At 39.6% G+C, this 18,673-nt stretch carries 17 protein-coding genes; 12 read left to right on the top strand and 5 right to left on the bottom strand.

All coding sequences use genetic code 11. The features are described from left to right. Positions 1–123 precede the first annotated feature (123 nt). The 5 genes from AC6HZ4_RS14170 to AC6HZ4_RS14190 all read left to right on the top strand — a co-directional run bounded on the left by AC6HZ4_RS14170 (position 124) and on the right by AC6HZ4_RS14190 (position 6,022). On the top strand, positions 124–3,015 hold the full coding sequence (locus AC6HZ4_RS14170) for a 2-oxoglutarate dehydrogenase E1 component (RefSeq protein ID WP_497490206.1): 2,892 nt from the start codon (positions 124–126) through the stop codon (positions 3,013–3,015). 70 nt (positions 3,016–3,085) lie between these two features. Then, positions 3,086–4,354 carry a 2-oxoglutarate dehydrogenase complex dihydrolipoyllysine-residue succinyltransferase gene (gene odhB, locus AC6HZ4_RS14175; protein WP_497490207.1) on the top strand — a complete coding sequence of 423 codons (1,269 nt, stop codon included), beginning with the start codon at positions 3,086–3,088 and terminating at the stop codon, positions 4,352–4,354. Positions 4,355–4,530: 176 nt separating this feature from the next. Next, positions 4,531–5,043, top strand: coding sequence for an acyl-CoA thioesterase (locus tag AC6HZ4_RS14180; protein ID WP_497490208.1), 513 nt, complete (start codon positions 4,531–4,533; stop codon positions 5,041–5,043). A 173-nt stretch (positions 5,044–5,216) separates the two neighbouring features. Next, positions 5,217–5,375, top strand: a complete 159-nt coding sequence (locus AC6HZ4_RS14185; RefSeq protein WP_497490209.1) for a hypothetical protein — start codon at positions 5,217–5,219, stop codon at positions 5,373–5,375. Positions 5,376–5,806: 431 nt separating this feature from the next. Next, a complete protein-coding gene (locus tag AC6HZ4_RS14190; protein WP_497490210.1) occupies positions 5,807–6,022 on the top strand; it encodes a hypothetical protein in 216 nt (71 codons plus the stop codon). A 141-nt stretch (positions 6,023–6,163) separates the two neighbouring features. On the opposite strand, the gene AC6HZ4_RS14195 is transcribed toward AC6HZ4_RS14190, so the two are convergent. Both AC6HZ4_RS14195 and ndk read right to left on the bottom strand, forming a co-directional pair. Beyond that, a complete protein-coding gene (locus AC6HZ4_RS14195) occupies positions 6,164–6,448 on the bottom strand; it encodes an HU family DNA-binding protein (protein ID WP_497490211.1) in 285 nt (94 codons plus the stop codon). Positions 6,449–6,840: 392 nt separating this feature from the next. Next, complete coding sequence (gene ndk / locus AC6HZ4_RS14200) at positions 6,841–7,305, bottom strand: nucleoside-diphosphate kinase (RefSeq protein WP_497490212.1); 465 nt, start codon at positions 7,303–7,305, stop codon at positions 6,841–6,843. A gap of 303 nt (positions 7,306–7,608) precedes the next feature. On the opposite strand from ndk, the gene AC6HZ4_RS14205 reads away from it, so the two are divergent. Genes AC6HZ4_RS14205 through AC6HZ4_RS14230 form a run of 6 tightly spaced genes read left to right on the top strand, consistent with a single transcriptional unit; the run spans position 7,609 to position 14,062 of the window. Continuing rightward, positions 7,609–8,601, top strand: coding sequence for a beta-ketoacyl-ACP synthase III (locus AC6HZ4_RS14205; RefSeq protein ID WP_497490213.1), 993 nt, complete (start codon positions 7,609–7,611; stop codon positions 8,599–8,601). Next, positions 8,591–9,754: an ATP-grasp domain-containing protein gene (locus tag AC6HZ4_RS14210; RefSeq protein WP_497490214.1), complete on the top strand. Its 1,164-nt coding sequence runs from the start codon at positions 8,591–8,593 to the stop codon at positions 9,752–9,754. Before AC6HZ4_RS14205 ends, AC6HZ4_RS14210 begins: the two co-directional genes overlap by 11 nt. A gap of 2 nt (positions 9,755–9,756) precedes the next feature. Further along, the gene (locus AC6HZ4_RS14215; protein WP_497490215.1) at positions 9,757–10,767 is read left to right on the top strand and encodes an NAD-dependent epimerase/dehydratase family protein; all 1,011 of its coding nucleotides are present in this window, start codon (positions 9,757–9,759) and stop codon (positions 10,765–10,767) included. Then, a complete protein-coding gene (locus AC6HZ4_RS14220; protein WP_497490217.1) occupies positions 10,739–11,590 on the top strand; it encodes an MBL fold metallo-hydrolase in 852 nt (283 codons plus the stop codon). The genes AC6HZ4_RS14215 and AC6HZ4_RS14220 overlap by 29 nt, the downstream gene beginning before the upstream one ends. Next, a complete protein-coding gene (locus AC6HZ4_RS14225; RefSeq protein ID WP_497490219.1) occupies positions 11,583–12,905 on the top strand; it encodes a F390 synthetase-related protein in 1,323 nt (440 codons plus the stop codon). Before AC6HZ4_RS14220 ends, AC6HZ4_RS14225 begins: the two co-directional genes overlap by 8 nt. An 8-nt stretch (positions 12,906–12,913) precedes the next feature. Beyond that, a complete protein-coding gene (locus tag AC6HZ4_RS14230; RefSeq protein ID WP_497490221.1) occupies positions 12,914–14,062 on the top strand; it encodes a hypothetical protein in 1,149 nt (382 codons plus the stop codon). A gap of 432 nt (positions 14,063–14,494) precedes the next feature. On the opposite strand, the gene AC6HZ4_RS14235 is transcribed toward AC6HZ4_RS14230, so the two are convergent. From AC6HZ4_RS14235 to modA, 3 genes are all read right to left on the bottom strand, one after another. Next, positions 14,495–15,343: a formate/nitrite transporter family protein gene (locus AC6HZ4_RS14235; RefSeq protein WP_497490222.1), complete on the bottom strand. Its 849-nt coding sequence runs from the start codon at positions 15,341–15,343 to the stop codon at positions 14,495–14,497. A 627-nt stretch (positions 15,344–15,970) separates the two neighbouring features. Beyond that, the gene (locus AC6HZ4_RS14240; protein WP_497490223.1) at positions 15,971–16,312 is read right to left on the bottom strand and encodes a hypothetical protein; all 342 of its coding nucleotides are present in this window, start codon (positions 16,310–16,312) and stop codon (positions 15,971–15,973) included. Between the two features lie 276 nt (positions 16,313–16,588). Then, positions 16,589–17,398 carry a molybdate ABC transporter substrate-binding protein gene (gene modA / locus AC6HZ4_RS14245; protein WP_497490224.1) on the bottom strand — a complete coding sequence of 270 codons (810 nt, stop codon included), beginning with the start codon at positions 17,396–17,398 and terminating at the stop codon, positions 16,589–16,591. Positions 17,399–17,600: 202 nt separating this feature from the next. Between modA and AC6HZ4_RS14250 the strand changes: the two genes are divergently transcribed. After that, complete coding sequence (locus AC6HZ4_RS14250) at positions 17,601–18,533, top strand: substrate-binding domain-containing protein (RefSeq protein ID WP_497490225.1); 933 nt, start codon at positions 17,601–17,603, stop codon at positions 18,531–18,533. The last annotated feature ends 140 nt before the right edge of the window (positions 18,534–18,673 follow it).

Genomic DNA, 18,673 nt, shown 5'->3' on the forward strand with positions numbered 1-18,673 from the left:
TATCATTAGCCTTAGGCAATTGTTAATTACTTTTTTAATTATGTGACACACAATATTAAGATTATTTTTTAATTATGTGACACAAAAATATTAAGAAGAAACACAATCATGGGGGTATTGTGAATGGGGATACAGGACAACCAACAAAATCCATGGAGAAGCTTTCATGGTCCAAACCTTGGCTATGTGATGGAACAATATGAACGGTATACGAACGGCACAGGAAACGTTGATCCGGAATTGAAGGAACTTTTTATTAAATGGGGATCACCTCTGTCTTTTGAGGCAAGCCATACGGAGAAAAATACCGAACATGTATCTGTTACTCCTGCTAATACGGCAAATATAGAAAAAGTAATAAAAGCGGTAAAACTGCTGGAAGACATTCGTTCACTTGGACATTTAGAGGCGAACATAAACCCATTAGAGATGAATACAAAAGATCATCGTTTGCTGAATCCAGAAGAATACGGATTAAGTGAGCATGATTTGAAGGCGATTCCTGCTAAGGTCGTTTGGGAGCAGGCGCCGGAAGGCATTCAAACCGCATTAGATGCTATGAACCGACTAAAAGATGTTTATACCTCCTCGCTAGCCTACGAGTTTGATCATGTGCATCATATGGAAGAACGAACATGGTTAATTCAGATGGTGGAGACGGGTTCTTTACATCAGCCGTTATCAAAGGAGAAGCGCGCAAGCCTTTTGAAAAGGCTGACGGAGGTCGAAGGGTTTGAACAATTTTTACATCGAACGTTTGTCGGTCAGAAGCGATTTTCCATTGAAGGGGTAGATATGCTTGTCCCTATGCTAGATGAAGTGATTCGTGAAGGTGCCGAGGATGGAGCGCGTAATATCATGATTGGAATGGCGCATCGCGGCCGCTTAAGTGTTCTGGCTCATGTATTAGAAAAGCCGTACAGCAAGATTTTCTCTGAATTTTTGCATTCTTCCACTAAACAACAGGGTACATCCAATGATCTTGTAGACCTTAGTGAAGGCTGGACAGGAGATGTGAAATATCACTTAGGACGCGATCGATTCATGGAGGGTTCCGGTACTGTTCGTACATGCATTACACTGGCAAATAATCCGAGCCATCTTGAATTTGTGGATCCAGTCGTTGAGGGGTTTGCGAGAGCTGCCCAGGAAGAACGGCATAAGGTTGGTTACCCTGAACAGGATTTCTCGAAAGCGTTTTCTATCCTAGTTCATGGTGACGCCGCCTTTCCTGGCCAGGGAATTGTAGCAGAAACTTTGAATTTAAGCAGATTAAAAGGATATCAAACAGGAGGAACCATTCATATCATCGCAAACAACATGGTCGGTTTTACAACAGACAGCCATGATTCCCGTTCCACAAGATATGCAAGTGACCTGGCAAAAGGATACGAAATTCCGATTGTACATGTAAATGCAGATGATCCAGAAGCCTGTCTGGCAGCTGTTTATCTTGCCTACCAATACCGAGCTCGTTTCCAAAAAGACTTTTTGATTGACCTAGTTGGTTATCGCCGCTTTGGACACAATGAGATGGATGATCCAGCGGTTACCCAGCCGCAGGTGTACAAAAAATTGGCGAAGCATCCAACTGTCAGAGCTTTATATGCCGATCAACTACAAGCAAAAGGCATTCTAAGCCAAGAAGAAGTCGAACAAATCAATCGTACTGTGAAAGATACACTGCAGGCTGAGTATGACAAAGTTTCAGAGAAAAAGAATGTTACAACCGCTGAAGTAAGGGTGCCAGAGGTCATTGCCAAAGGAATTCCAAGTATAGAAACGAGCGTGTCACTTGATACTCTTCGCGAATTAAACCGTGAATTGCTGAAGTGGCCGGAAGGATTTAGTGTTTATCCAAAGTTAAAGCGTATTCTTGAGCGCCGTGAAAACGCGTTAGAAGAAAACGGGAAAGTGGAATGGGCAGTAGCTGAAGCTTTAGCATTCGCAACGATATTAAAAGAAGGCACACCAATTCGTCTAACAGGTCAAGATTCGGAGCGTGGAACGTTTGCGCAACGTCACATTGTGCTGCATGACACAGAAACAAATGAGACATTTTCACCCCTGCAGCGTCTTCCGCAGGCTCGTGCTTCGTTTGCGGTTCATAATAGCCCGCTGTCGGAAGCAGCAGTTGTCGGCTTTGAATATGGCTATAATGTATTTGCTCCTGAAACACTCGTGATGTGGGAAGCGCAATACGGGGATTTTGCCAACACAGCACAGCCTCTCTTTGATCAATTCGTGTCAGCTGCAAGAGCGAAATGGGGACAAAAATCAGGGCTTGTTCTCCTATTGCCTCACGGTTATGAAGGACAGGGTCCTGAGCATTCCAGCGCTCGTCCGGAACGTTTTTTACAACTGGCAGCTGAAAATAACTGGACGGTTGCGAATGTAACAAGTGCGGCTCAATATTTTCACATTTTGCGTCGCCAAGCTGCAATTTTAGGAACACAGTTTGTTCGGCCATTGGTAATCATGACACCGAAAAGTTTGCTGCGTCATTCACTGACCGCATCTCCAGGTACAGCACTTAGCGAAGGACATTTCCAAACAGTAGTGGAACAGCCGCAGCTTGGAGGAAAGGTGGATAAGGTAAAGCGTTTAGTATTAACCACAGGAAAAATGGCCATCGATTTGGCAGCGGAGATCGAGTCAAGTAAGGAAAGTCAAAACTTGGATGAGGTACACATCGTTCGTATCGAACAGTTGTATCCTTTCCCGAAGAAAAAGGTAGAAGCCATTCTTCAACGTTATCCCAATCTGGAAGAGGTTATTTGGGTACAAGAAGAACCCAAAAATATGGGAGCATGGCACTATATTGCTCCGCTTCTCTTTGAACTAGCTTCTGGAAGCCTAACAGTAGGCTACATTGGACGGCCGGATCGTTCAAGCCCTGCAGGCGGCGACCCGACTGTTCATAAGAAAGAACAAGAACGCATTGTTCATCAAGCATTGAAAAATGAGAGTTCAGTAGATAGCCAAGAACAAAAAAAAGTATTAGTTACAAGCTAACAATTGTCATAAGCGAAACGCCTAGTTAAAAAATTTATTTAATAGGAAAAAAAACAGGGGGATGCGACACATGATTGAAATTAAAGTACCAGAGCTTGCAGAATCTATTACAGAAGGAACCATTTCAAACTGGCTCATCAAGGTTGGCGACAGAGTAAACAAAGGGGAAAGCGTCGTCGAGCTTGAAACAGATAAAGTAAATATCGAAGTAAACACAGATCATGCTGGGGTATTAACACAGCTATTGAAGCAGCCTGGCGACACAGTAGAGGTTGGGGAGGTTATCGCTATTTTAGAAGAAAATGCAGATGCCAGCGTACCTGCTTCTGAGCCTGCTGTCCAACAAGCCCCAGCTCCAAGCGCACCTGCTGTGCAGCAACAAGAAGCTGCCCCAGCCATTGGTCAACCCTTACATCGCTTCCCGAGCACAGGTCAGCCTGTTGCTTCACCGGCGGCTAGAAAACTAGCACGCGAAAGAGGGATTGATTTAAATGAGGTACGAAGCACTGATCCACTCGGCAGAATTAGACCGCATGATGTGAAAGCATCGACTGCTCCAGCTCCTGCGGCAGAAGTGCCAAAAGCAGAAAAGTCTGCTCCAAAGCCTGCATCTGCACAAGTAGAAACAGAGTTTGCAAAGCCGGTGGAACGCGTGAAAATGTCCCGCCGCCGTCAAACCATTGCAAAGCGTCTTGTGGAAGTGCAGCACACAGCAGCGATGTTAACTACATTTAATGAAGTAGATATGTCTGCAGTAATGAATCTACGTGCAAAACGTAAGGATGCATTTTTTGAAAAGAATGGTGTTCGCCTTGGCTTCATGTCATTCTTTACAAAAGCTGTAGTAGCAGCACTTAAGAAATATCCGCTTCTCAATGCAGAAATTCAAGGCGATGAGATTATCGTAAAGAAATTTTATGATATCGGAATTGCAGTAGCAGCACCGGAAGGATTGGTTGTACCAGTTGTACGCGATGCAAATCAAAAAAGCTTTGCTGAAATCGAAGGTGAAATTAGCCATCTTGGCAAAAAGGCACGTGATAATGCCCTTACTTTAAAAGAGCTGCAAGGCGGCACATTTACCATTACAAACGGCGGAGTTTTTGGTTCCTTAATGTCAACACCGATCCTAAACAGCCCGCAAGTAGGAATTCTCGGTATGCATAAGATCCAAACAAGACCAATCGCGATCGATGAGGAACGCATGGAAAACCGCCCGATGATGTATATTGCTCTTTCTTATGACCACCGCATTGTTGACGGAAAAGAAGCAGTTGGCTTCCTTGTTACGGTGAAGGAGCTACTAGAGGATCCTGAATCCTTATTGCTAGAGGGTTAAAAATTGAATGTAATAGGTTTTTAGGGGTGGCTTTTCAGTAAGATGCAGCGCTAGATTCTTACTGAAAAGCCAAAAGAAAGTCTTGAATTCCTATTTTCCGTTATAGGGGAGTTAGGATGAATCTATAATAATGTAAATATAACATCAACAGCTTGATATACTTTAGGGAGATATATATGGAAGCAAAATATTGCAAAGAATCACGAGTGATACGAACGAGTCGCGTATTCCCAAACGATGTAAATAATCATAATACGTTATTTGGCGGTCGGTTAATGAGCGATTTGGACCAGATTGCCTCCATTTCCGCAGCGCGTCATAGCCGAAGAGAATGTGTAACGGCCTCAACGGATTCAGTTGACTTTTTACATCCCATTCGACCAACAGATTCAGTCTGTTTTGAGTCCTATGTGACATGGACAGGCAGATCATCAATGGAAGTGTTTGTAAAAATTATAGCTGAAGACTTAAAAAGCGGTGAGCGTAAAATGGCAGCAACCGCCCTCTTAACATTTGTCGCACTTGATGAACATAAACATCCAGCACGTGTTCCACAAGTCATTCCAGAAACAGAAGAAGAGAGAAAATTACATGAAACTGCACCAGAGCGGGCACGAATACGCAAAGAAAGAAAACAAAAAAGTAAAGAATTGGCCGCGTTTTTAACAACGAATCAGCCTTGGGATTGATATAGCTCATGCTGAATTTGGTTAAGGTACAGAAATTTATCAAGTTTTAATATAATAGTGGCAGCGATAAAAAGTAGATTCAGTATGATGCATAAAAAATTGTGTTGATTTTGAAATTATCTATCAATTTATGAGAAAAGAAGAAAAGTTATCTTTAAATTGGGGGAAATTTTATGTGGGTTATCACTCTTTATCGAAATTCGAACATTACTATGTTTGAATTTCATACAGAAGAAGAAGCGAGAGAAGCTTTCGAAAACATTGAAGGCTGTAAGATTCTTTCTGAGATTGTTTACTTTACTGATGAGTGTTCTTCCTTAGTTACTGTTTAAGGTCTTTGTCATGATAATTAAGAGTGGTTCCAGTACAAAGATTCTTGGAAGATATAAAAGGATTCCTAGTCGAATCCGATTTTATGCGGAAATACTGAATAGTTGATGAATGGGATTGACTTGAATAATACACAATTGTAAAGAATGGCCGGAAAAATAAACAGAATGCAAATTCTAATAGGCTTAATGAATTGATTGAACGGGAATTTGAAATACGTGCTTTAAAAATGGAGCGAGGGCTATATTATATAGCGTTTGTGTAATGAACATTGGCTGGGTATCAATCAAAAAGTAAATTAAAGTAGGTTGGCAGGGAGTTGCGGATGCAGCTCTCTTTTTTGTCACTGAATCTTACTAGAATCCTATCTCTTATTAACCAAAATAAGGTAAAATTTAGGTGTGGGGATATCAAATGAAAGGGGAGTATAGGAATGGAAAAAGTGATTGAACGCAGTCCCGCTCCAAAGCTTCTAGAGAAACATTGTTCTAGTTGTGAAAAGACTACCCATCATGAATGCAGCACCTGGCATCCTAATGATTTAGAGGTGCTTAGTACCTTCAACACCTGTGCTGTATTAGTCGTTTGCAAGGATTGCGGCGGAACAACTGTACAGATGGAATTTGTTGACGGGTTACGTTTGCCTTGATTAGATCGGCGACGGCTCTCCTATTACTTTCGGGCGCGAATAAAGAGAACTGCTATATCTAGATACAAACGAAACAGGGATACCCTTTCCAAAAGAGAAAAGCCTTCCAAATTTTAACATGGAAGGCTTTTCTCTTTTGGACTATGCAATTATTTGTTTAACCGCATCTTTTAGCTGTTTGCCTGGTTTAAATGCCGGCACTTTACTTTCTGGAATCTCAATTACTTCGCCTGTTTGCGGGTTGCGTCCTGTGCGGGCTGCTCGGTCACGCACCTCGAAGTTGCCGAATCCAATCAACTGTACGGTATCTCCTGTCTTCAATGCGTTTAAGATCGTATCAAACACCGCATCAACTGCTTGAGCTGCATCTTTTTTTGTTAGTTCTGTCTGCCCTGCTACAATATTAATAAGATCTGTCTTATTCATGTTTAAACACTCCGTCTTTTATTTTAGATGTACGTAGAGATAAAAACTCCACCTACTTATAGGATTCCCAATTTATGAGAATTATATACATATATTGTTAGTAATTTGTTAATAAGATAAGTAAGCATACTTGGTTCTGGTTTATTCACAGCAGGCAGCGATGAAATGCCTAAAGGTGCTTTGTTTTCGGAAATTGGTGTGATTTGAGATTTGATTGGGGGGGGCGAGGAGTCCCAGATCGCGTAACAATAAGGCACGTCTCAAAACTTATCTTAAAGCTAAAACTTCATTAGTTTTTCAATGAATAAAAAAGGAGTCACCTTTTGGGTTCTCCTTCTTTACGTCTTTAAGTGGGTTGTCAAGTTCCTGTTCAAGGATATCCACGTGATAAGCTATATTGTTTTTCTTTGTTCTCCGTATGGCGAATCTTGGTTAGAAAAACGTGTTAATAATGGTTCGAACAAGTTGGCAATTTCCCTTTCAGCACTTACGATGGAATCGGAACCATGAACAATATTTTCTTGCTTGCTGTTTGCAAAGTCTCCTCTAATAGTTCCAGGAGCTGCGCTTTCAGGAGAGGTGCTTCCTATCATAAGGCGAGAAACCTGTATAATATTTTCTCCTTCCCATACCATTGCAAAGACGGGACCGGACGTAATGAAATCTACCAATTCTCCGAAAAACGGTTTGTCTTTGTGTTCCATATAATGAAATTCTGCCTTTTCTTTTTCGATTGTCATAAGCTCAGCTCTCAACAAATGAAATCCTTTTTGTTCAAAACGCTTTATAATTTCTCCAATTAAGCCTCGTTTTACACCGTCAGGCTTAACCATAATGAATGTACGTTGCAGTGTCATATTATTCACCTCATCATAAGATTTACAGCCAATTTCCTTTATAAGAAAAATATTTGCTATTCCTTAAGTTTGGATAATTGGTTGTAAGAACAGCTTCTATATGAACATTATTACAAGTATTCCAGTTTTTATAACAATCCTGTCAAAAAAATTGATTCAATATGTCGATTTTTCTTAATTTCCTAATGTTAGGCTGTTAATTGGATTTTTTTGGCTTATTAGCCTTTTTGAAACATTAAAAATAACTATTTCTCTGCTAATTATATATAATGGAATTATGAATTCAGAAAAGGAAGTTGAACCATGAGACGTAACATCAGGATATTAGGTATGGGTACGTATTTACCAAAGAGAAAAGTGACCTCTGCTGAAGTAGATGCCATCATTGGAACGAAGGAAGGCTGGACGGAGGGTAAAACAGGGGTCAAAACACGGTATTATGTAGATGGAGAAACTTCATCTTTTATGGGGGCCGAGGCAGCCAAGAAGGCGATAATAGATGCTGGACTTACATTTCATGAAATTGATTGTATTGTTTCGGGAAGCGGAACTATGCAGCAGGCGATTCCTTGTACAGCCTCCCTCATTCAGGAGCAACTGGGGCTTCAGCATTCTGGAATTCCGTCTTTTGATGTGAACTCTACTTGCTTGAGCTGGGTAACAGCACTCGATATGATTTCGTATGCAATTGAAGCAGGAAGGTACAAAAATGTAGTGCTGGTTTCTTCGGAAATCTCTTCTATCGGATTAAACTGGGGACAGAATGAAAGCAGTGTGTTGTTCGGGGACGGTGCAGTTGCCATGGTGATTTCAAAATCGACAGACGGAACTGCGGGCATCATCTCCTCCCATATGGAGACATATAGTGCAGGCGCTCATTTGTCTGAAATTCGTGGGGGCGGCACTATGATTCATCCAAGAAAATATAGTGAAGAAACAAAAGAAGATTTCTTATTTGATATGGACGGTCCCGCCATATTCAAATTATCTTTGAAACTCCTTCCTGGCTTTATAGAAAAGATCTTCCGGAATACAAATCTTTCCCTAGGGGATGTTTCTATGGTTGTCCCGCATCAAGCAAGTGGTCCTGCTATGAAGTTGATTCAAAGGAAACTAGGAATTCCGGAAGATAGATTTATGAAAATCCTTGAAGACTATGGAAATATGATTTCTGCGTCTATTCCTCTGGCTTTTTACGAAGGTGTGAGGAAGGGCAGAATTAAACGCGGTGATACAGTATTCCTATTAGGTACATCAGCTGGATTATCTATTGGAGGAGTCTTACTTGAATACTAATTGTGGCCCTAAAAACATATTGGTTACTGGTGCACGAGCACCAGTAACTTTGCATTTATGCAGACTGCTGCAATCCCAAGGCTTACAAGTATACGCTGCGGACAGTTCCTCTTATGTATTAACAAAGGTGTCAAATGCGGTGACGAAATTCTTACAGATTCCTTCCCCGAAGTTTGAGACATCCTTGTTTGTTCAAGCTATGACAAAGTTAATTGAAGACTATCATATTGACCTTATCATTCCTACTTGCGAGGAAACGTTTTATATTGCAAAATACAAGGAACATTTTGAGTCGTATTGCAGTGTGCTTGTAGATGACATAGAAACACTAAAAATATTGCACAACAAGGCTGATTTTATTCATCTCACAAACGAACTGAATTGGGATGTGCCAGTTACAATAGAAACGGATGGTTCCTGTTCCTATAAGAAAAAAATAGAACATCTCAATATAAAAGAATTTGTCTTGAAACCAGTATACTCCCGTTTCTCTGATAGAGTTCAATTTGCCGCAAAAGCAGAGCTGTTATCGCGGAAGGAACCTTTAGGAGCAGGATGGATCATTCAAGAAAAGATAGAAGGAAATCAATATTGCTCTTATACGCTCGCGAAAAATGGAAAGCTTCTTGCTCATTCTGCGTATCAAACAGAATTCACGGCTGGTCTTGGGGCAACCATTGCGTTTCAGCATATAGAGTCTGATCTTATTTTTTCATTTGCTTCGATACTTGTTGAAAGGTTGAAGTATTCTGGTCAAATTGCTTTTGACTTTATTGTAACAGGGGACGGCAAGGTGTATCCAATTGAGTGCAATCCAAGAGCAACCAGCGGGTTACACCTGTTTTCCAACGCCATTGTTCCTTTGTTTGTAGGAGCAGATACAGAAAAAGTATTGTTTCCAAATGAAGAAACAAAAATGGCCCTAACTTTAGCACTGCTATTGTACGGGAGTTCGTTCCTGCGGGATGCAAAGACCCGAAAGCGTTGGTTTGAAGTTATTACTTCCCATCAAGACATTACCTATTTATATAGAGACAAAAAGCCGTTTTTTTATCAATTTTACAGTGTATATAAACTTTGGGCGGAAAGTAGAAAGAGAAATATCTCCCTATTGGAGCAAACGACGTATGACATTTCCTGGGACGGTGAATAAGCGTGAGAATGTTAGTAACAGGTGCGACTGGTTTTTTAGGAAAAAAGCTGGCATTCAGACTTCATAGCTTGGGTTATGAGGTAACAGCGATTGGACGAAATACACAAGTCGGAAGTGAACTTGAGAGGAAAGGAATTGTCTTTATCCCTTGCTCCTTAGAAGATAAAGAAGCTGTTGTGTCCGTATGTAAAGATAAGGATTATGTGTTCCACAGCGGAGCGCTCTCTTCTCCTTGGGGAAAGTATCGCGATTTTTATCTTTCGAATGTCATTGGTACAAGGAATGTCATTGAAGGAAGCAAACGGGCTGGTGTGAACCGTCTTATTCATGTTTCCACGCCAAGTCTTTATTTTTACTATGACGAGAGACAAAATGTAAAGGAAACAGATATATTGCCTGCAGCATTTGTAAATCATTATGCTCATACCAAGTATCTAGCAGAACAAGAAGTGGATGCAGCTTATCAGGAAGGACTTCCTGTTGTTACCATTCGCCCGAGAGCTTTATTTGGACCTGGAGACAACTCCATTCTTCCGCGCTTGATCAAGGTGTGCGAAAAAGGTGTTTTCCCTAAAATTGGGGATGGAGAGGTTTTAGTGGATATCACATATGTAGAAAATGTTGTAGATGCTTTATTGCTTTGTATGAACTCCCCGGCATATACATTGGGACAAAAATACAATATTACAAATGGTGTACGTGTAAATCTCTATCATGTAATTGAAAGTGTCATGCAGCGTCTTGGAAGAGAGTTTCGATATAAACATATTTCTTTTCGAAAGGCCTTTATGATAGCGAACGTGTTAGAACTGCTCTCCAAAACGATATTGTTTGGCAAAGAACCGATTCTTACCAAATATACAGTAAGTGTTTTGTCAAAAAGCCAAACACTAGATATTCAGAAAGCGACAACTGAATTGGGTTACGCCCCAAGGGTTAGCATAGAAGAGGGGATTCAACACTTTATAGAATGGTGGAATACACATGAGCATCACGAGACTAAAGTTATATGAATGCGGATATTGCACACACCCTGAAAAGATTGCATACGTTAAAGGCAGCTGGAAGAAGGTGAAATTTCCGGCAATTGCAGGATTGATCCATCATGATAAGCATGGATACATTTTGTTTGATACGGGATATGCGAGTCATTTTATAGAGGCAACAAAAGGCTTTCCTTATTCCATATACGCCAAATTAACTCCCGTCTTTTTTCAGGAACAGCAATCTATTAAAAACCAGCTTCTTCAGGATGGAATATCTCCAGATGAAATTCAGTACATCATTTTATCTCATTTCCATGGAGATCATACCGCAGGATTGAAGGATTTCCCTAATGCCTCTATCCTGACATTTCATAAAGCATATGAGGATATTCGAGGAATCAGCAGGTTTGCAGCCTTACGAAAGGGCTGCTTGCTGGATACTCTTCCTGCTAACATAGAAGAGAGAATGAAATTTCTTGATCAGAAAGCTTCTGTTGGGCTTCCTTCTCAGTTTCATCCCTTTACTGCAGGATATGACATATGGAGAGACGGTACAATGTTTGCAGTAGACGTTACAGGGCACGCAATTGGACAATTAGGGTTATTTGTTACACTGCAAAGTGGAAAACAGGTATTCCTTTGTGCAGACGCGGTGTGGCTGAGCAAAACGTACCAAAACTTAATTTATCCAAGCATAGTCGCCAATATTTTAACTGCCGATCGAGCCGCTTATAAAGAGAACATTATAAAGCTGCATCATTTAGCAAAGCAGAATGCGGATTTAGAAATATTGCCTACGCATTGTGAGTACACATGGAAAAAGGTTCAGGAAGGTGTCGTGTATGAATAGCTTGAAGATTCTTCAGAAATACATCGAAACCAAGTACGGAACAAGGTTCAAAACAAAAGAGCAGCTTCGAAGATTTCAACATGAACGAATGACAGAACATATGCAGTTTGTGTTGCGGCATTCTTCTTTCTATAAAAATATATATCAACCATATAAGAATGAAATTGCGGCGCAGCAATGGGACAAGCTTCCAATCATTGATAAAGGTATAATGATGGAACACTTTGATACCTTAAATACGGCAGGAATTACAAAAGAGCAGGCATTTGAAATTGCGTTTGAAGCGGAACGTACGAGAAATTTTTCTCCTGCGATTCACAAGGTCACAATCGGATTGTCCTCTGGTACAAGCGGAAACAGAGGTATATTCTTAGTTTCAGAAGAGGAACGTTATTTATGGGCAGGGAGCGTTTTGGCAAAAGTTCTTCCATCCAGTATTTTAAAGAAGCATACGATTGCTTTCTTTTTACGAGCAAATAGTAACCTATATGAAACAACAAAAAATAAACGAATTTCATTCCATTTCTTTGACTTATTAGATCACTTTGAAGCCCATATCAAAAGGCTCAACGAAATACAACCCACTATACTGGTAGCTCCACCCTCCATGCTGCGCAAAATTGCGGAGTGGAAAGAGGAGGGACAAGTACGTATACAGCCTAAAAAGATTGTGTCAGTGGCAGAGGTCCTTGAAGACCTTGATAAAAAATATATTCAATCTGTCTTTAGACAAGTGGTACATCAAATTTATCAGTGTACAGAGGGTTTTCTAGCTACAACATGCAAACAAGGAACCCTTCATATGAATGAAGACCTTGTATATATTGATAAGGAATATGTAGACAAGGAACGGGGGATATTTGTTCCGATTATTACAGACTTCAGTCGTAAAACACAGCCTATTATTCGTTATCGTTTGGACGATCTGCTGATCGAAAAGAAACAGCCTTGTTCTTGTGGATCATCGTTCCTTGCCTTAGAGAGAATTGATGGTCGATGTGATGATATATTTATAGGGAGAAAAACAGACGCTGAAGAAATTATTTTATTCCCGGATTTTATCCGAAGAGCTATCATGTTGGCAGCTGAAGATATTGAAGAATTCAAAGTTATTCAACATCCCAACCTATTCATTGAAGTAAAATTAAAGATAAAGTCGGGGGAGGACAGAGCTATTATTGAAAATACTGTGCGTGAAGAACTTTCTCGTTTGTGGCGGGATAAAGGGTGCGAGGATCCAATAATCTTCTATTCGGAATATGATATACTGCCTTCTGAAAAAAAACTAAAACGAATTGAAAGGTTTTTAGGCTGAGGTGTCATATGCATATCAAACTTCATGATAAATCTACCTTGCATGAAATTGATTGGTCTACAAAGCAGGATGGCCGCTATATAAGAGATTATTTAACTCCTATTCTTAGAAATGAAGCAAAGTATTTTATACAGAATGTCGATACAAAGACATATATATTAGAACTGGATCACCTAATGCTGCCTCTTACAGTAAATGATCAGGAGTATGAAAACTCATATGTTTGTTCTCCTTATACCCATTATATCTCCTATGCAAAACAGGAGCTATGGGAACTTAAGAATCCCTTATTAGAAAAGCTTTTGTTATTCCCGATTCATGTAATGGGACACTGGTTCAAATGGAGTGAGATTAACAAAGTAGTTGTAGTAAATAATTGGTTTTTATCTACCAACCTATACCATCGGATGACTGATAAACAGTTAGAGCAAATGACCCTGTTCCTAAAAGAGAGATTCCCATCCCATGCCATCATCTTTCGTTCACTAAATCAGCGTCTATATCCTAGGATTTTCTTAACTCTGTCTAAATTAGGATTTTATTCGCTGTTTTCTCGTTCTGTGTATCTTTGTTATCCAGAAAAGCTTGAAAAAATGAATCGGAAATCTCGAAAAGATTTGAGTAATGACAAACGATTATTAAAGAACAGCGGTTATGAAATTTTAACTAATAATGACATGATCAAAGATGAGATGAAAATTGTGAGGGAACTGTACAATCAGCTGTATATCGAAAAATACTCAGAGCACAATCCTCTTTTCACAGAAGAGTATTATTTAAATGCTTTGAAGAATCATTTACTGCAATTTAGAGCGCTAAAAAAAGATGGGAAAATAGAGGGGGTCATTGGCTTTTTTACAAGAGATGGCGTCTTGACAACTCCAATTCTAGGTTACGATACCTCACTTGATAAAAGGAAAGGACTGTATCGCATACTGTCTTATCTCATTACTGAAGAAGTCATCAAAAACAACTATATAGGTCATTTTAGTGCGGGAGCAGGTCAATTTAAGAGAAGCCGGGGGGCGGAACAGGAAAATGAATATAGCTTTGTTTATGTTCAGCATTTACCGAAACGTCGACAGCGTATATGGAAGGTCTTACGTTTCATTTTACAAACAATTGTTGAGCCTTTGGCCCGCAAATCCAGGTTTTAATAAAGTGTCTCCTGCCTGATAGCTTTCTTTGTGATGAAAGTGATATAGGAGAGTGGAGATAAATTGCAAAAGTAGTAAAACATGAGGTTAATCTTACAAGGCTGCTAGAATTTCAGCAGCCTTGTGGCGCATTCCTAGAAGGTGTCTTCATATAAACGGTGCATACGACGACTGTAGCCTCAATTATATCTCGAACGCGAAAAAGGCCGAATGAGAGGATAGAAGGAATAGGCTATTCTTCTAGAACTTTTTTGTTTTAATTAAGAAAGCCTTATGAAACATGAAGCGGAGGAACTCATTGTGGTCCTATTGTAATATTAAGCTTTCTTTACTAGTTTGATGATCGTATGTAGATTTTTTATACTAGAACCAGCAGCTAACATATTTTGAATAATCTATTGTTTAGTTCCTCTTTTTATTTCTAGATTTAGGTTAGGCATGTTTTACATGAATTTCATCTGATTTCTTATTTTTTCTTTCCAAGGTATTTTTATCTTTCTTATGAATGACATACAGTAATAAACCAGTAAGTAGAAACCCTCCTGTAAGGTTTCCTGCTAAGACAGGGATTTGATTCCAAATCCACCATTCGGCAATAGAAATCTTTGCACCAAACATGATTCCAGCCGGTATTACAAATAAATTCACAACTGCATGCTCGAAACCTTGAGCAAAAAATGTAAGAATAGGGAGCCACATTGCGGCGATTTTTCCTCCTGTTGATTGTGAAGTCATCGCCATAACAGCACCTAAAGCCACCAACCAGTTGCATAGCATTGCTTTGACAAATACAGTGATTTGTCCATCAATTCCAAACTTTTCATACCCGATTGTTTTAGCTTCCGCAGTCTTGATGATCATCTGAACGACTGCGTTATTGTCAGTAGAAACATGGCCAAGTTGCGTAATAGCAATGTAGTATAATGTAGCGTAAAATAAACATCCGAGTATGTGTCCGATAGTCACCCAAAAAAAGTTGGCCGCCATTTTAGCAAAGTCTGTTTTTTTCTCTAGAACTGCAACCGGGATAAGAGCGAAGTTTCCTGTAACAAGTTCAAGTCCAAGCAGAATAATGATTACAAAACCTACAGGAAATACTAAAGCCCCAACAATTCCTAACTTTGTTTGAGTTGTCGCAGTAAAAGCCAACGTTGTAGCAAAGGCCAGCAATGCTCCCGACAAAAATCCCCCCATAAGAAAATGTTTAATTGACAGATTTGACTTTCTAGTACCCGTCTGAATCATACTTTCTAATACTTGTTCAGGTTTGATATAGGTCATCTTAACCGTCCTTTCTCGTTCTTATTTTTCTATACCAAATATAGTGATATCAAAACAATTTGAATTTGAATTTAATTAGGTACCCTATAAAATGTTCACCAGTACTACTTCCGATTAGGAACTAGTTTCTTTCTCACGAATGTTTCCTCCTAATTCTTCTTTTGAAACACTATCTGATGTTATATTTTATAACATGATGATAATATATCTGAATTTCTTGAATATTTCAACCTTATTTTTTGATTATTTTTGATTATTTTTGATTATAAAACAGGTTGAATTCTCTTGAAAACCCAACATATTTAAGGAGAAATGTATTTAGAAAGATATTGAAAGGTATAGATAAAAACTATATGATGCATACAATAACTTTTCATGTTATGAATTATAACATGAAAAGTTATTTTGAATAAGCTATACATTTTAGAGATTTGATAATGTTGAATAAAATCTTCCTTGCGGGAATGGGAGGCACCAGCAGCTTCCTATAAAATTGCTAAACGGCGAAACAAAAAGACCAGGAATCAGATGTTCCTGGTCTATGATCTGTATGTATTGCTTAAGTATAAGGGGAATTTGCTGTTCAAATAAAATGATTAAGTTGACTCACTGCATTTACGTATATTTTTATCCTGCCTTTGGTTTTTGATTTTTAGGTAACTTATCAAGCCAGTTGTGAGCATAGTTCGACCCTCGTGAGGCAACAAGTCCACAAATGAGGATGCCGATATAATCGAAATGTCCAGTTTGCTGAGTAAATAGACTTACGTTGAATGATAAAGCCAATATAATACTAATAAAAAGTGATATTAAGTGTAATAGCATATCAGTTTTTTCCTTATTTGTACCTTTGAAATATGTCTTTACCCATGGCTTTGCTATGATCTCGACGATCGATTCTGTAAGAAAGGCAATAATTGAAACTACAAAGATAAAATTCTGGATATTACCAGCAGTTACCGATTCCATGAAAGACTTCCCCCTTATCATCGGCTTGGTTACTTATACTATATCTATTATTCTATCGTTCGAAATAGTACCATTTTATTTCAGTATTCAAAAGAAAAAGGCGGTCCCATAGGTCAGCTGCACTGACCTATGGGACCGCCTCATGTTATCCTAGATTTCAACCCTAGTGTTACTCATAACCGTGCCCATGCTAAGTCCATATTTCCAGCATCAATTGCGAGCATCGAGGTTTGAAAAGACAGCAGGACAGGCTGCCAAAATGCTTGGCTCATCTTTTTACTTCACAATTGTAAAGCCGTACTTCTTAAAGATTTCTAAGGACTCTTTGGTTTGCAAGTATTGATAAAAGTCCGCGGCTTCTGTTTTATGCTTCGTGCCCTTAATGATGCCAAGTGGATAGATAATTGGATCATGTGTGCTGTCTGCTGCTGTTTCTGTAACTTTTACCTTATCAGACATCTGTGCATCCGTCTTGTATACAATCCCCGCATTTACATTCCCTGTTTCTACATACGTCAATACTTGACGGACATCTTTTGCATACACCATTTTTCCTTCTACGTCTTTCCATAAGTTCATTTTCGTTAGTGCCTGTTTCGCATATTTGCCGGCTGGCACAGATTCCGGGGTTCCCATCGCAATTTGCTTTACCTGGCTGTCCTTCAGCGACTGAAACCCTGACATTGAGTCCGCTTTTTCTTTTGGCACCACCAGGACAAGTTCATTACCTAACAGGTTTTTTCCTTCTTCTTGAGCAATGAGTCCTTTATTCACAAGGACACGGAATTTATCCTCTGCTGCTGAGAAGAATAGGTCCACCGGAGCTCCCTGCTCAATCTGCTGCTGCAAGGCACCGGAGCTTCCGAAGTTAAAGGACAATTTCACATTTTCATGCTTTTTTTCATACTGTTTCTCAATTTCTGTTAATGCATCTTGCAAGCTTGCTGCTGCTGAAATGGTCAATGCTACTTCCTGCTTTGACTCTTGTTTCTTCTCCGTTTGTGTCTCTTGCTTCGCACAGCCGAAGCTGGCTAGAAGAATGAGCGATAAGAGCATAGTCAATACAACACGAATAGAACGGTTCATCTTTCCTTCTTTCCTCTCCGTTTTTAAATTATAACTGGATATAATTAAATATAACTAGATATAATTGATTATAATTACTTGCTATTCATTTGTACAAGATAAATTGAAAGCTGAATATGACACATATCACGCTCCCTGTCATGCACATAGAAATGCACAGTCATATTCGATACAATAGATAGGGAAAGTGAGGGAACGAAAGATGAGGGGAGACTCTTATACAACAGAAGAAGTAGCAAAGCAGCTAAAGGTATCTAAACTGACCATATATGATTTGATTAAGAAAGGGGAACTTCCCGCCTACCGTGTCGGCCGACAAATGCGTATTGATGTGGAGGATTTAGAGCAGTACATCCAACGGCTTAAAACAGGAGTAAAGCCTCATGTGCTTTCACCTGATTCTGTTCCGGAAACTCTTGTTTCATCTCACTATACAACTGTGATTAGCGGGCAGGATTTGTCTTTAGATATTCTCTCTAAGTACATAGAAAAGGAGATACCTTCTTCCTCCATCTTACGGGCTTACAATGGAAGTCTGACGAGTTTACTGAATCTTTGTCGTACTGGAAAAGGGATTGTAAGCCTGCACTTATTCGATGGGGATACAGGAGAGTATAACGTTCCCTATGTGAAACGAATTCTTGTTGGTCGCCCTTTTATTGTATTCAACCTTCTTTTTAGAAAGGTCGGCTTCTATGTACGAAAAGGAAACCCCAAAAACATTCAAACGTGGCAGGACTTACGAAGAGGCAATGTACAATTTGTGAACCGCGAATACGGAGCTGGGATTCGTGTACTTATAGATGAACAGCTGCGTATTAACGGCATACTGTCCAGTGAAATTCAGGGATACGAATGGGAGGAAAGCAATCACATTGGAGTTGCTTCCAGTGTGATAAGCGGAAAAGCCGATGCAGGAATTGGAACAGAGAAAGTTGCTGAGCTTGTGGGTGCGGAGTTTATTCCTCTTACAACGGAACGATACGACTTGATTATACTGAAAACACCTGAGAATAAGGATATCATTCAGACTATGAAGGCTGTTTTAAATGCTGAAAGTTTCCAAGCAGAGTTGCAAGCAATTGGCGGCTATGATTTATCACAGACGGGTATGGTTGTATATGAAACCTTCTAGTACCCACAGCCCTTTACTTTAAAGGGTTTTCCTGAGCAAAACGTGAATTTCGTATGCCAGGATTTTTCCTGAATATTAACATTTTATTCAAGAAAGAAAGGCTGCTTCGGCGGCTTTTTTTCTTGTTCGACTAAAGGATC

This window comes from Ectobacillus sp. OTK (assembly GCF_059698935.1).

What these genes read in the sequence shown, in the direction of transcription:
- AC6HZ4_RS14170 (WP_497490206.1), top strand. Translation starts at nt 124, where the DNA reads ATGGGGATACAGGACAACCAACAAAATCCATGGAGAAGCTTTCATGGT.
- odhB (WP_497490207.1), top strand. Translation starts at nt 3,086, where the DNA reads ATGATTGAAATTAAAGTACCAGAGCTTGCAGAATCTATTACAGAAGGA.
- AC6HZ4_RS14180 (WP_497490208.1), top strand. Translation starts at nt 4,531, where the DNA reads ATGGAAGCAAAATATTGCAAAGAATCACGAGTGATACGAACGAGTCGC.
- AC6HZ4_RS14185 (WP_497490209.1), top strand. Translation starts at nt 5,217, where the DNA reads ATGTGGGTTATCACTCTTTATCGAAATTCGAACATTACTATGTTTGAA.
- AC6HZ4_RS14190 (WP_497490210.1), top strand. Translation starts at nt 5,807, where the DNA reads ATGGAAAAAGTGATTGAACGCAGTCCCGCTCCAAAGCTTCTAGAGAAA.
- AC6HZ4_RS14195 (WP_497490211.1), bottom strand. Translation starts at nt 6,448, where the DNA reads ATGAATAAGACAGATCTTATTAATATTGTAGCAGGGCAGACAGAACTA.
- ndk (WP_497490212.1), bottom strand. Translation starts at nt 7,305, where the DNA reads ATGACACTGCAACGTACATTCATTATGGTTAAGCCTGACGGTGTAAAA.
- AC6HZ4_RS14205 (WP_497490213.1), top strand. Translation starts at nt 7,609, where the DNA reads ATGAGACGTAACATCAGGATATTAGGTATGGGTACGTATTTACCAAAG.
- AC6HZ4_RS14220 (WP_497490217.1), top strand. Translation starts at nt 10,739, where the DNA reads ATGAGCATCACGAGACTAAAGTTATATGAATGCGGATATTGCACACAC.
- AC6HZ4_RS14225 (WP_497490219.1), top strand. Translation starts at nt 11,583, where the DNA reads ATGAATAGCTTGAAGATTCTTCAGAAATACATCGAAACCAAGTACGGA.
- AC6HZ4_RS14230 (WP_497490221.1), top strand. Translation starts at nt 12,914, where the DNA reads ATGCATATCAAACTTCATGATAAATCTACCTTGCATGAAATTGATTGG.
- AC6HZ4_RS14235 (WP_497490222.1), bottom strand. Translation starts at nt 15,343, where the DNA reads ATGACCTATATCAAACCTGAACAAGTATTAGAAAGTATGATTCAGACG.
- AC6HZ4_RS14240 (WP_497490223.1), bottom strand. Translation starts at nt 16,312, where the DNA reads ATGGAATCGGTAACTGCTGGTAATATCCAGAATTTTATCTTTGTAGTT.
- modA (WP_497490224.1), bottom strand. Translation starts at nt 17,398, where the DNA reads ATGAACCGTTCTATTCGTGTTGTATTGACTATGCTCTTATCGCTCATT.
- AC6HZ4_RS14250 (WP_497490225.1), top strand. Translation starts at nt 17,601, where the DNA reads ATGAGGGGAGACTCTTATACAACAGAAGAAGTAGCAAAGCAGCTAAAG.